The organism is Pedobacter hiemivivus, assembly GCF_005144565.1.
Taxonomy (GTDB): domain Bacteria; phylum Bacteroidota; class Bacteroidia; order Sphingobacteriales; family Sphingobacteriaceae; genus Pedobacter; species Pedobacter hiemivivus.
The window spans coordinates 767,544-780,985 of sequence record NZ_SWDX01000002.1; the positions used below are offsets into that span (position 1 = coordinate 767,544).

The 13,442-nt window shown below is 38.1% G+C and carries 12 protein-coding genes; 8 read left to right on the forward strand and 4 right to left on the reverse strand.

What is annotated here, in order from left to right; all coding sequences use genetic code 11:
* Nucleotides 1–69 precede the first annotated feature (69 nt).
* On the forward strand, nt 70–885 hold the full coding sequence (locus FBD94_RS06680; RefSeq protein WP_136879563.1) for a helix-turn-helix domain-containing protein: 816 nt from the start codon (nt 70–72) through the stop codon (nt 883–885).
* A gap of 68 nt (nt 886–953) precedes the next feature.
* Entirely contained in the window at nt 954–1,805 is an 852-nt protein-coding gene (locus FBD94_RS06685) for an SDR family oxidoreductase (protein ID WP_136879564.1), read from the forward strand.
* 18 nt (nt 1,806–1,823) lie between these two features.
* On the opposite strand, the gene FBD94_RS06690 is transcribed toward FBD94_RS06685, so the two are convergent.
* The 3 genes from FBD94_RS06690 to FBD94_RS06700 are packed head-to-tail and all read right to left on the reverse strand — an operon-like array spanning nt 1,824 to nt 3,322.
* On the reverse strand, nt 1,824–2,318 hold the full coding sequence (locus FBD94_RS06690) for an SRPBCC family protein (RefSeq protein ID WP_136879565.1): 495 nt from the start codon (nt 2,316–2,318) through the stop codon (nt 1,824–1,826).
* A gap of 54 nt (nt 2,319–2,372) precedes the next feature.
* The gene (locus tag FBD94_RS06695; RefSeq protein WP_136879566.1) at nt 2,373–2,834 is read right to left on the reverse strand and encodes a MarR family winged helix-turn-helix transcriptional regulator; all 462 of its coding nucleotides are present in this window, start codon (nt 2,832–2,834) and stop codon (nt 2,373–2,375) included.
* On the reverse strand, nt 2,831–3,322 hold the full coding sequence (locus FBD94_RS06700; protein ID WP_136879567.1) for a GNAT family N-acetyltransferase: 492 nt from the start codon (nt 3,320–3,322) through the stop codon (nt 2,831–2,833). Before FBD94_RS06700 ends, FBD94_RS06695 begins: the two co-directional genes overlap by 4 nt.
* A 225-nt stretch (nt 3,323–3,547) precedes the next feature.
* Here FBD94_RS06700 and FBD94_RS06705 point away from each other — a divergent pair, with 225 nt between their 5' ends.
* From FBD94_RS06705 to FBD94_RS06730, 6 genes are all read left to right on the forward strand, one after another.
* Nucleotides 3,548–5,056 carry a malate:quinone oxidoreductase gene (locus FBD94_RS06705; protein WP_136879568.1) on the forward strand — a complete coding sequence of 503 codons (1,509 nt, stop codon included), beginning with the start codon at nt 3,548–3,550 and terminating at the stop codon, nt 5,054–5,056.
* 93 nt (nt 5,057–5,149) lie between these two features.
* Nucleotides 5,150–7,570 (forward strand): AsmA family protein, encoded by a 2,421-nt coding sequence (locus FBD94_RS06710; RefSeq protein ID WP_136879569.1) that lies wholly within the window; start codon nt 5,150–5,152, stop codon nt 7,568–7,570.
* Between the two features lie 90 nt (nt 7,571–7,660).
* Nucleotides 7,661–8,695, forward strand: a complete 1,035-nt coding sequence (proB, locus tag FBD94_RS06715; RefSeq protein ID WP_136879570.1) for a glutamate 5-kinase — start codon at nt 7,661–7,663, stop codon at nt 8,693–8,695.
* A 3-nt stretch (nt 8,696–8,698) separates the two neighbouring features.
* Complete coding sequence (locus FBD94_RS06720; protein ID WP_136879571.1) at nt 8,699–9,946, forward strand: glutamate-5-semialdehyde dehydrogenase; 1,248 nt, start codon at nt 8,699–8,701, stop codon at nt 9,944–9,946.
* Between the two features lie 182 nt (nt 9,947–10,128).
* Complete coding sequence (locus FBD94_RS06725) at nt 10,129–11,205, forward strand: sensor histidine kinase (protein ID WP_225874782.1); 1,077 nt, start codon at nt 10,129–10,131, stop codon at nt 11,203–11,205.
* A gap of 48 nt (nt 11,206–11,253) precedes the next feature.
* On the forward strand, nt 11,254–11,694 hold the full coding sequence (locus FBD94_RS06730; protein ID WP_131610956.1) for a response regulator: 441 nt from the start codon (nt 11,254–11,256) through the stop codon (nt 11,692–11,694).
* 11 nt (nt 11,695–11,705) lie between these two features.
* Here the strand turns inward: FBD94_RS06730 and FBD94_RS06735 are convergent, their stop codons facing one another.
* The gene (locus tag FBD94_RS06735) at nt 11,706–13,439 is read right to left on the reverse strand and encodes a phospho-sugar mutase (protein ID WP_136879572.1); all 1,734 of its coding nucleotides are present in this window, start codon (nt 13,437–13,439) and stop codon (nt 11,706–11,708) included.
* Between the last annotated feature and the right edge of the window lie 3 nt (nt 13,440–13,442).

Below are 13,442 nucleotides of genomic sequence, written 5' to 3' on the forward strand. Positions count from 1 at the left end.
AGTTATAAATAAATTATGTGTTTTTATTTTTAATGTGAGTAGATATTTAATATTTCATTAGCTTTATAAATGAAATTCAGAGAAATACAGCCTCCATTATTTCTTAAAGACTATGTTCGCTACTTTTGGGTGTTGGAGAGTAGTGATGTTGGGGAATTGCCAAAAACTTTTGGAGCTATTGCTGATGGAAGTCCCGGTATTATTTTTCAACAATCTGAGCATGGAAGCTTTTACCAGGATCATAAAGAATTGCCCTCGGTTTTTTTGTATGGGCAAACGACTAGATATACCCAGTTACATTCGCCTGGAAGTTTCAGAACTATTGGCGTTTATTTTTATCCACATGCCTTAAAATCAATATTTGGATTCAATGCAGCTGAATTAACCAATTCTTGTTTGGATGTAGACCTGATTTCAACTACGCAGTTTTCACAGTTGTCAGAGCGGTTGCTCAATACGCCTGAACCTGAAGGACAGATTAATGTGCTCTCTGCTTATTTGCTTTCTCAGATAGAAAAAAATAAGCGTTTTGAAGATCCTATTTCCCAATATGCCGTTGCCGAAATGCTGAAGGTAAATGGAGCTATTGATTTGAAATTATTACAGGCAGATTTAAAAACGACCGAAAGAAGTTTTGAACGGCGGTTTAAGTACGATGTAGGTATTTCTCCAAAATTGTTGTCGCGAATTATTCGTTTTCAAGCTTCAATGGAGCTGTTAAGGAGTAATAAGTACAACAAGCTCTCGGATATTGCTTTTGAAAATAATTATGCCGATCAGTCGCATTTTATTAGATCATTTAAAGAGTTTGCCGGGATATCTCCAAATCAATATCAAAAGCAGTATACTGAGCTCGTTGAAAATTTTCCTGAAATGAAATCCTGATTGTCGGTTTTGTTCTATTTTGAGAATAGTAACTGTTGTAATCTTGTTAAAAATTAAATAACAAAATTATGATCGCAATCACAGGGGCCAGTGGCCATTTAGGTAAGGCAACGATTAATCATCTTCTAAAAAAGATTAAATCGGAAAACATTGTCGCAATAGTAAGAGATCCTTTAAAATTAGCAGCCTACAAGGATACAGGAATTAAGATCAGGACGGCTGATTATAATGATCTTGAATCTTTAATTACCGCATTCGCTGGGGTAAACACTCTTTTGCATATCTCCACTACCAGTATGGGACTTCTGGGTATACTGCAAGAAAATAATGTTGTCAGGGCCGCAGATTGGGTGGGAGTAAAGCACATCGTGTACACAAGCGGTTTAAGGCCTGATGCTGATTCTCATTTTCTTGCCGTTCAGCAATGTATCCGTACAGAAGAAGCCATAGTAAATTCGAAAATTAGCTATACTTTCTTTAGAAATAGTTTATATATGGAAACTATTCCGCAATTTATTGGGAATGCATTGCAAGATGGTCATATCTATTTCCCGGCAGGAGCAGGGAAGGTCAGTTTTGTAAGTCGGGAAGACATAGCTGAGGCACTAAGCAGGGTACTTGCTGACGATCAACATCAAAATAAGGTTTATGAGGTGACAGGGTCAAAAGCATTCTCTTTTCAGGATATAGCAGCCCTATTGAGTTTGGAAAAGAAGCTTAACATTAATTATATGGATATTCCCACCGAATTCTTGAAAGCCGAGTTGGCTAAAACAGAGATGCCTGAGGAAGAAATTGGCTGGTTTTTAAGTCTGGCTGAAAGTATAAAAGCCAATGAGTTTGCTCCAGTAGAAGACAGTCTGGAGCTACTGCTTAACCGTAAACCATTGGCATTGAAGGAATATTTAACGAAGCTATAGGTTCAAAAGATACCAGGTTTAATTATTTAGCATAGGTTTAAATCTGATGTCTTTGTTTCTTAAGTCAAAGCCACCTTCATAAACAGATTTTAAATTGACAAGGTAAAAAGACCAACCATTGTGGCAACCTAGCCTAGTGTATTGCTTATTTTGGTCATCAGTAGGGATTTCTTTTTGTGTTAACTCTACCAAAACATACTCTTCCTGTTGCGTTAATACAATGTCAACAAGGCAGGCCCCCGCAAATGTAAATTGTATAAAATCCTTTCCATTGGCATGATTGATATGGCCATGTTCTTTTTCCTCATAAAGATGCCAGGTCCAGTCGTACGTGAATCCTGCTTGTATTTGACTGTCTTTTTCAACCATTTTACCCTTGCTATCATGGAAAATGGCTTCCTTTAGAAACCATTTTTCTATTTCTGAGGGTTTTGTCCATGCGTCATAAAGCACTGACATTTTTGTCTTTACCAATATTCTAATCGTAAATGATGTCCAGTCGAAGTTTTTCATAGCTATATTGTTGTTGCTCAAATATAAACAAAGATAAGGGAGGTTGGGCTTGTGTTATTTAGCCCTATCCATAAAGCTTTTGTGATTCAATTGAGCCTCTACTTCTTCTATAGCCTTCATGATGTTGTTGCTGGTATTTGTTAATTCCGTTAAAGCAACGACCATGGTTTGCCATACTGGTTGCATTTGCTGCAGTAGCTTTTTTCCTTTTTCCGTAAGTAATATTAGTCGTTTACGTTCGTCCTGTTTGTCTTTTTTTGAACGGATAAGCTTTTCCTTTTCAAGTTCTTTTAACAAGCTAATGGTGGATGGGTGGGTATAGCCAATTTCAGTAGCCAGCTCCACAACACTTAACACGGGTTTGAAATGAAGGGTATAGATCACTGGAAACCATTTGGGTTCAAAGTCGATACCATTTGTTTTGTATATCTGGAAGCCATCTTTCCTTAATTGTTCGCTAAGGCGTTGAAGTCGTGTGGATATACCCAAAATACCCGACTCATTTATAACGTTCATATATGGAAATGATAAAATACATCATCGGCCTTCATTCTCGGAAAATAGGGCGGGAGTGCATCCGCGCTGATTTTAGTAAAGCCATTCTTTTCATAAAAACGATGAGCTGCTTTTAGCATGCTTACAGTGCCCAGATAAATATCGGTAATGCTATTTGCCGAGCAGAACTCAATCAGGTTATCTAACAACAGTTGCGCAATGCCATGTTCCTTTCCCCTGAACTCCTTTTTAACAAACATTTTTCGCAGAGCAGAGGCTTTATGGCCTGTATTAATCAGTGCAATAGTACCTACCAGTTCATCTCCATGCTTTGCCCCCAGAAAGTTGCCTCCATCCTGAAGATAATTTGTTTCAATATCTAAAAGGTCAGGCTGATCGGCTAAAGTTACCGGGACATTGAATTCAATTTGCTGTATCGGTAAAATCAGATTGACAATCTGTTCACAGTACGCATTATTTAATGGTTCTATAGTGATGTTGGTGCTCATACAATACCTGGTTTATGTACAAGTATACGTAGTTAGCTACGTATATTAAAGATTTGGTAATAATATTTTTTTAATCATATTTATGTAATAAAATAGGTAGAAAAAAAGGGCTTATTTCAAAACGACCTAGTTGATTTCAATAAAAATGTAAAAAAGTAGATTATATTCTTAGATTTCGTGCGAAATATAATTTTGTGTTGTACTTTTGCGGGAAATTTCAAATAAATGACTCGAAAAAATAGTAATCCGGATAAAACTGTGGATGTTGTGCTGATTGGGGCAGGTATAATGAGTGCTACTTTAGGTATGTTGCTCAAGGAACTTCAGCCGGATATCACTATCGAAATTTTTGAAAGATTAGATGTGGCAGCGGCTGAAAGTTCAGACGCCTGGAACAATGCAGGTACGGGGCACTCTGCCTTTTGTGAATTGAACTATACACCACAATCGGCTGATGGATCTGTTGATACTAAAAAGGCTGTTTCAATAGCAGAATCATTTGAGGTATCTAAACAGTTTTGGTCTTTCCTTGTGAAAAGCAAACTGGTAGATAAACCTGAAACATTTATAAAAAGTATCCCACACGTGAGTTTTGTATGGGGTGAGAAAAACGTTGATTTCTTGCAGAAGCGTTTTGAAAAACTACAGGAAAGTGATTTGTTCAAAGGAATGGTTTATTCTGAAGATACGGAGTTGCTTAAAGAATGGATGCCTTTGGTGATGCAAGAACGTAGTTCGGCTGATAAAGTTGCTGCAACAAGAATGGAATTGGGAACTGATGTTAATTTTGGTGCCTTAACCAGAATGATGTTCAATAAACTACAAAGCAGACCTGACGTACAACTTCATTTTCATCACGATGTGAAAAAATTGAAGCAAAAAAATGGCTTATGGGATGTGAAGGTTAAGGATGAAACTACGGGGCAAAAAAGAGTCGTAAAAGCAAAGTTTGTGTTTATTGGTGCTGGTGGTGGTTCTTTACCATTGCTTGAAAAAGCAGGCATACCAGAAGGTAATGGTTTTGGTGGTTTCCCGGTAAGTGGACAATGGCTTAAGTGTGTAAACCCTGAGATTATTGAACAACACAATGCAAAAGTATATGGAAAAGCTTCGGTAGGTGCACCACCGATGTCCGTACCACATTTAGATACGAGAATGATCGACGGAAAAAAGGCATTGCTTTTTGGACCATATGCAGGTTTTTCTACCCGCTTTTTAAAACATGGCTCATTGCTGGATCTTCCTTTATCTATTAAAGCGAATAATATCCGTCCAATGATCTCGGCAGGATTAGATAATTTACCATTAACCAAGTATCTGATCAATCAGGTTCGTCAATCTCCTGAAGATCGCATGGCCGCCTTAAGAGAATATTTCCCAGGAGCAAAAATGGAAGATTGGGAATTGGAAACTGCCGGTCAGCGTGTACAAGTAATTAAAAAGGATGAAAAGCACGGTGGTATCCTTGAGTTTGGTACCGAAGTGGTAACTGCGGCTGATGGTTCTATTGCAGCATTGTTAGGCGCTTCGCCAGGTGCTTCTACAGCGGTTTCAATTATGATTTCGTTAATGGAACGTTGCTTTGCAGATCAAATTGATACACCTGAGTGGCAGCAAAAGCTTAAACAGATGATCCCTTCTTATGGTGAATCATTAGATGGTAATTCGCAATTAACGGATAACATCAGAGCGCAAACAACGCATGCGCTAGGATTAAATTACGGATTGAATTAGTCATCCTTATGATATTGAAAAGGCCATCTTGCAAACAAGATGGCCTTTTTTATTGTATATTTAAGAGAAATGCTAAATCTTAAATAAAGCCGTATGCCCCGTTGGTCTAAAATTACACTCAAAGTCTTGGCAGCCCTTGTCGCAGTAATCTTTCTTATTTATGTTGGGTTGGCAATTTATGTAAGCGCCAATCAAAAAAAGTTGCTGGCTAGAATTACCGAACAGCTCAACCAAAATATCAGTGGTACGATGACGATCGGCAGTATGAATCCCACTTTTCTTAAGGGATTTCCGGGTGTATCCTTGAGCCTTAAAAATGTAATTCTTAAAGATAGCCTCTGGGAAAATCATAAGCACAGCCTGCTGGAGGCAAAAGATTTTGATGTTTCCGTAAATGTATTGGGGCTCTTAGGCGGTCATGTCGATATCGAAAAAATAGGCATTAACAATTCTACTATCTACTTATTTACGGATAGCAATGGCTATAGTAATACAGCAGCTTTTAAGAAGAAAGCGCAACAAGATCAATCTGCAGGGAAGGGATCAGTTCCTACTCAAATCAGAAACATCATTTTGAATAATGTAGATTTTAAGGTTGACAATAGAAAAGGTCATAAACTTTTTCATTTTGTAGTAGATGAGCTGAGTGGGAAAATAGATTATCCATTACTTGGTGGCTGGGATGTAGATGTCAAATTGAAAACATTGGCAAAAAGTCTAGCCTTTAATACAGACAAGGGAAGTTTCGTAAAGGATAAGCTATTGGATGGGAGATTTAAGGTTAATTACAATGAGGAGACCCGTATTTTTGATGTAGCTCCTAATAAATTAAACATTGGTGATGATCTATTTATTATCGGTGGTAGATTTGATACTTCAAAAGAAGGAACTGATTTTACCATAGATATTGAAGCTCCTAATATCTTATGGAAAAGTGCAGCTGGTCTTCTTGCTCAAAACATAACAACGAAGCTGAATATGTTTAATCTGGATAAGCCTATCTATGTGCAATGTACCTTAAAGGGAAATATGGGGGCTGGGGGCGACCCGCTGATAAATATTAAGACTTTAGTCAAGGATAATGTATTGACTACTCCCGGTGGAGTGGTTAAGGATTGCAGCTTTAACGGCACATTTAACAATAACTATGTCAACGGAAAGGGTTTAGGAGATGCAAATTCGATCATTAAACTTTACCACTTTAAGGGAAGCTATGAAGAGATACCCTTTTTAATGGATACTGTGTTTATCAATAACCTTGAAAAGCCTATTGCCACAGGTATTTTTAAATCACAGTTTGATATAGCAAAACTAAACAAAGTACTGGGCCAGGAAACTTTAAAATTTGGTAAAGGAACTGCAGATGTAAATCTGTCTTACACTGCGGATGTTGTGGATTTTGAACTAACAAAACCATTGATTTCGGGATCAATAGGTATAAAAAATGCTGATATCAATTATGTGCCCCGGAAGCTTAATTTTAGCAATACAGCTATTCAGCTAAACTTTACAAATAATGACCTGTTTATAAAGAACATTCGTTTGCAGAGTGGTAAAAGTGTTGTTTTTATGGATGGGGTGGTGCGTAATTTTCTAAATCTATATTATACTGCACCTGAAAAGATTTTACTTACCTGGCAGATTCGCAGTCCACAGATACATTTGGCAGAATTTATTGGTTTTCTGGGTAGTAGGGGGCGGTCGGCCAAAGCAAGAGGTAGAAATGTAAAGCGAACTACCTTATCTGAAGATTTGAATACTGTATTCGAGAAAAGTAATGTGAATATGCATTTGAGTGTAGATAAAATTTATTACAACAAGTTTTTGGCCACCAATGCCATTGCTGATTTACAACTTTCTGAATCGGGTATTGCTATTAAAAATGTTGGCTTTAAACATGCTGGCGGTACGCTTAAGCTCAATGGGAAAATTACCCAAAAAGGAACCCTAAACAGGTTTAATGTAAACGCTATTTTAAGCAATGTAGATATCAAACATTTCTTTTATTCGTTTGATAATTTTGGGCTGACGAGCCTTACTTCAAAGAACCTAAAGGGCTATCTGTTTTCCAAAACAAACATTTCCGGAGGGATTACTGATCAAGGTAAGCTGGTGACCAGTTCTATGGTCGGTAACCTGGTGTTTGACCTTAAGAAAGGGGCACTACTTAATTTTGATCCCATCATCAATGTCGGTAAATTTGCTTTTCCTTTCAGGGACTTAAATCACATTACATTTGATAACCTGAATGGTAAATTTGATATTCGTGGACAAAAGATCACGATCAGCCCCATGCAAATCAACTCTAGTTTGTTAAATATGGATGTTGCCGGTGTTTATTCTCTATCTACCGGTACAAATATAGCGATTGATGTACCGCTCCGAAACCCTAAAAAAGATGCTGATATTACCGATCCTGCTGAGAAAAAAGCCCGGCGTATGAAAGGTATTGTTTTGCATTTATTGGCCACGGATGGTGAGGACGGAAAGGTCAAAATTAAGTTAAATCTATAAAATCTATCAATTATCCTCCTGTTTATTTCACAGATAGGCGGATAATTGCCTATTTTCGGGTTTTCATTACAAATTAGACCCAGAACCACAATGAACAAGCCAATACTTGTTTTGAAATTAGGCACAGCCTCCATAACCACTGAAAAGGGAGAGCTTGATGAATTGGTAATTGCAGATGTTGCCAGACAGGTAGCAGAAGTTGCAAAAGATTACCGATTAATACTTGTTTCATCTGGCGCAGTAGGCGCCGGCAAAAAATACATCAAAAACTATAAAGGAAAGATTTCTGAGCGTAAAGCTGCCGCTTCAATCGGCAATCCTTTACTATTGAATACTTACAGCAAACATTTTCTTCCCTACGGTATATGTATTGCCCAAAGTCTTTGTGAGCGTCAGCATTTCTCTAATAGGAAGCAATTTTTGCAATTGAAGGAAACCTACGAGGAGTTATGGAAAAATGATGTGATTCCTATTGCCAATGAAAATGATGTAGTGAGTAGTTTGGAGTTAAAGTTTTCGGACAATGATGAGCTTGCTACTTTGTTGGGGGTAGGTTTTGGTGCTTCAGTAATTTTATTGGGCACTTCAGTTCCGGGGGTATTGGATAGAGAAGGTAAAGTGATCGATAGAATTGAAAGTATAAACGATGATATATTCTCATTGGCCGATAAGGGCAAATCAGATTTAGGTTTAGGGGGAATGATCTCTAAATTAACCTTTGCTCACCTGGCCTCGACCATGGGGATTAAGGTTGTTATATTTGGCGTACGCACGCCAGATGGCATCAGTAAAGCTGTTCAGGAAAAAACGGGTACGGTTTGTATCCCTAAAGACTGCAGTATTTCGGCAAGGAATAAATGGTTGGCTAGTGGCAGTTTGGTTACCGGTCGCATCATGGTTGACGACGGTGCTTGTGAAGCAATTAGAAACCGTAAAAGTTTACTTGCTGTAGGTGTTCTGTCTGTTATCGAGAAGTTTAGTGATGGAGAGATCTTCGAAATCACGGATGCTCAAGACAACATCGTCGCAGTTGCGCGTGCTAAAACATCATCAGAAGCAATTATTAAAGACTCAAAACAACGTAATCTTGAAATCGCAAACGCGAGTGATATTGTAATATTATAAATAATGGAATCAATTCAACAACAGTTAATTAATGCGAAAAAGGCTCAATACTCAATTTCTTCGCTAAGTGATCAGGGAAAGCAATACCTGATCAATGATTTGTCTGTGCTCATTAAAGCGCAGTCGGCAGAGATTATTGCCGAAAATCTTAAGGATCTAGAAAGAATGCCTGTATCAGACCCCAAAAGAGATCGCCTGTTGTTGAATGAAGCTAGAATACTAGATCTTGCCACAAGTCTTAATGATGTTGCGAATCTTGATGATCCGACGAATAAGATTCTTTCAGAAAATACACTGGCAAATGGCCTTTTTATCCAAAAGAAGACAGTTCCACTTGGTGTTGTAGGTGTGATTTACGAGTCGAGACCTAATGTAACTATTGATGTTGCTGCTTTGTGCATCAGGTCTGGCAATGTATGCTTATTACGTGGTGGACAGGATGCGTATCATACCAATTTATTTATTGTTTCTTTAATTCAACGTGTTTTAACTGAACATGGTTTAGATAAGAATGTGGTACAGCAACTTCCTGGCGATAGGAAGTATATTTTAGACATTTTACAGGCCGAAAAATATATAGATGTGATCATTCCACGTGGCTCAAATCAACTGATTGAATTTGTGCGTAAAAACGCCTTGGTTCCGGTTATAGAAACTGGGGCGGGTGTTTGCCATACTTATATCGAAAAAACCGCAAAACTTGCTGAAGCTGCGGCTATAGTGGTTAATGCAAAAGTGTCCAGACCATCGGTATGTAATGCATTAGATACCATCGTGGTGGATAGTGCCGTTGTAGAGCCATTTCTTAATCTAGTGGCACCTTTATTAGCTGGATACGATGTAGAAATATTTGCCGATGAGCGTGCCTTCCCAATTCTGGAACAATTGAACTATCCTCAGGTTAATAAAGCTACACCGGAAGATTTTGGAAGAGAGTTTCTCGATTTTAAATGTTCGGTAAAGGTTGTGGACAATGAAGATGAGGCTTTATCACATATTGCTAATTTCTCTTCAAAACATTCTGAAGCCATTGTGACGGAAGACTTGGTTAAGGCTGAGCGTTTTTTAAATGAAGTTGACGCAGCTGTGGTTTATTTGAATGCATCAACCAGGTTTACAGATGGACAAGTCTTCGGTCTGGGAGCTGAAATCGGTATCTCTACTCAAAAGCTTCATGCACGAGGACCATTTGCACTCGAAAAACTGGTTACCGAGAAATGGGTAGTTAAGGGTGAGGGACAAGTTCGCTAATCTATTAATTTTCAGTAGTATGCCTGCGATATAATTCCCCTATTTGGGCAATTAATACATCAGTTAATTTGATGTTGTAACACGAAAATGCCTTGGTGTAATCGCATTCAACTGCGCTTTTTTGGCTTGAATTTTGAAAATAATTGTTGTGGATTCCACCACAAATAATTAAACGCAAGCACTTGAGATCAGACAGCCTACTTAGAATGCTTGAAGTAATAGACGATTACGCTATTCTCTTTTTAGACAGGCATGGAAATGTTGAGAATTGGAATAAAGAAGCGGAGAAGATTAAGGGATATACGGCCGAAGAAATTATCGGGCATAATATCAATGTGTTCTATAGTGAAGAAAGCCGGAGGAACAAATTACCTGAATTACTTATTGAAGAAGCCAGACTAAGAGGTAGAGCACAACATGAAGGATGGCGCGTTAGAAAGGGCGGTGAACTGTTTTGGGCATTCGTTACTATTTCTGCAATCTATGGTGATCAGCGTGAGGTGGTGGGCTATTCTAAATTCATCAGGGATCTTACCGCTAAGCGACAGATGGAGAAGACCACAGAAGAGTATGCCCGTGAGTTGGAAATCAAAAACAAGGAGCTAGAGCAATTCGTCTATATCGCTTCTCATGATTTACAGGAACCCTTACTGACTGTTAAAAACTTCGTAGAACTGTTTAAGGACGAGTATAAAGACGTTTTTGATGACAATGCAAGGCTATACCTTCAATTTATAGATCGTTCTACAGAGCGCATGCGCAATCTGATTAAGGGCTTACTTGACTATGCAAGACTAGGTGGACACCAAGTTAAAACACTTGTGGATTGTAACTTGCTTATGGATAGTTTACAGAATGATCTGTTTAGTAGTATAACTGCTGCTGAGGCTACAATCACCTATAAAGATCTGCCTATTGTTTACGGTTTTGAAACTGCATTGAGACAGCTTTTTCAAAATTTGTTAAGCAACTCTTTAAAATTTAAAATGCCAGGAGTACCACCGCAAATTGACATCTCTGTAGCTGCTCATGATAATTTCTGGCATTTTGAATTTAAGGACAATGGAATTGGGATTGAGCCCTGTTATAAGGAGAAGGTGTTCGTCATGTTTCAGCGCTTACATAATGTAGCCGATTATGAAGGCTACGGCATTGGTCTTTCTCATTGTAAGAAGATTGTGGAGTTACACGGTGGAAAAATTTCGGTTGAATCTGTTTTAAACGAAGGGAGTTCTTTCAACTTCACGTTACGGGTGTAAACTAAAGCAAGACAAAATAATTGATTAGAATAAAAGAAATATATATTAATGAAAAGATATAAGGATCTTGATTGTGTATTATTAGTTGATGATGACATCTCTACAAATTTCATCCATCGCAGGATTGTGGAGAATACTAAGATAAATGTAGATGTGAAAGAAATTTCGTCTGCAAAAGAAGCTTTGGATTATTTAACTTATTCGGGGAAGTACGAGAATATGGAACATGCTCCAAAGGCGGGTATCATATTTTTAGATATCAATATGCCGGGTATGAATGGTTGGGACTTTATTGCCGAGTACAAAAAACTGGATCAAAAGCATAAGGCTAGAATTGTGGTGGTTATGCTTACGACTTCTCTTAATCCAGATGATGAGCAGCATGCAGCAAATGTTGAAGAGATTGCCACTTATCTGCATAAGCCTCTAAACATGGAGGCTTTTGCACAAATCGCTGATAAGTATTTCGAAGTTATAGATGAGGAATGATCCTGAGGTAATTAAACCTCAAGATCATTCATTACTGCCTTAATCTTTTCGCCAAGTTTGGCCTCAGTTTCTTTAAAGCCTGCTTTATCCTTTAATGGTGCATTTACACTGCAATAGAACTTAATCTTAGGTTCTGTTCCCGAAGGTCTTGCAGAAACGATACTGCCATCTTCGGTTATAAACTGCAATACATCAGATTTAGGTAATTCCAGTCCTGTTTTTACACCAGATATTATATCTGTTTGTACACCAAGTTCGTAATCTTTCAGGGTTTTAATTTTCGAACCTCCTAAAGTAGCAGGAGGGTTGTTTCTAAATTTCTCCATCATGGCTTTGATGTCTTCTGCACCAGTCTTGCCTTTTTTAGTGATGGATACCAGTTCTTCTTTATATAAACCGTATTCTACATACATATCTAATAAAGCATTGTATAGACTGCTACCTTTATCTTTATAGAAGGCCGTCATTTCTGCAATAAAGGCGCAAGAAATTACCGCATCTTTATCTCTCACTAAATCACCAATCAGGTAGCCATAGCTTTCCTCACCGCCACCTATAAAGGTTTTCTTGCCTTCAAGCTGGGTCATTATCTGGCCAATCCATTTAAAGCCAGTCAGTGTATTGTAGTAAGTTACATTTTTAGCTTCAGCAATGGCTTCTATTAAATTAGAAGTTACAATGGTTTTTACGATGTATTCGTTACCCGTAAGCTTTCCTTTTTCCTGCCATGCAGTTAGCAGGTAGTTGATCAGTAAGCTGCCGGTTTGGTTTCCATTTAACAATACAAACTCTCCGTCGTTATTTTTCACAGCTATCCCTACACGGTCTGCATCAGGGTCTGTCGCCAATACTAAATCAGCATCTATTTCCTGTGCTTTTTTCAAAGCCAATGTAAGCGCGTCTTTTTCCTCTGGATTTGGATAGATTACCGTAGGGAAGTTACCATCTGGTTTACTTTGTTCCTCAACAACTGTTAAGTTGGTAAAGCCAAATTGTTCCAATGCTTTAGGAACCAGCGTGATTCCTGTACCATGGATAGGGGAGTAAACTATTTTAAGATCCTTTTGACGGGAAATTGCTTCTGGTGATACAGATAGTGCAGTTATTTTGTCCAGATATAACTGATCAATTTCTTCGCCAATCAGTTCAATATTACTATCTACACGGTCAAATTTAACGGCATCAATACTTTTGATTTTTGCTACTTCATCCATCACCATACTGTCATCTGGCGAAGTGAACTGTCCACCATCAGCACCATAAGCTTTATAGCCATTGTATTCTTTAGGGTTGTGAGAGGCGGTAAGCATTACCCCACTTTTACAGCCTAAATGACGGATAGCGAAGGATAATTCTGGAGTAGGTCTTAAAGCCGAAAAGAAATAAACATGTATGCCATTTGCCGAAAATACATCGGCTGTAATCTTAGCAAAATAGTCAGAATTGTTACGACTGTCGTGCGCAATAGCTACTTTAATCTTTTCCCCCGGGTATTTATTGTTCAGGTAATTAGATAAACCCTGCGTTGCAGTCCCAATCGTATATTTATTGATCCTGTTAGATCCCGAGCCCATTATTCCTCTTAATCCTCCAGTTCCAAACTCCAGACTTCTGTAAAAAGAGTCCGTAAGTTCGGTGTAAGCTTCCTTATCTAAAAGGCCTTGTATCTCTTCTTTTGTGTTTTTATCATAATTACCGTTAAGCCATTCGTTTATGGTGCTTAAAGTAGCTTGTTCTAACTGCATATA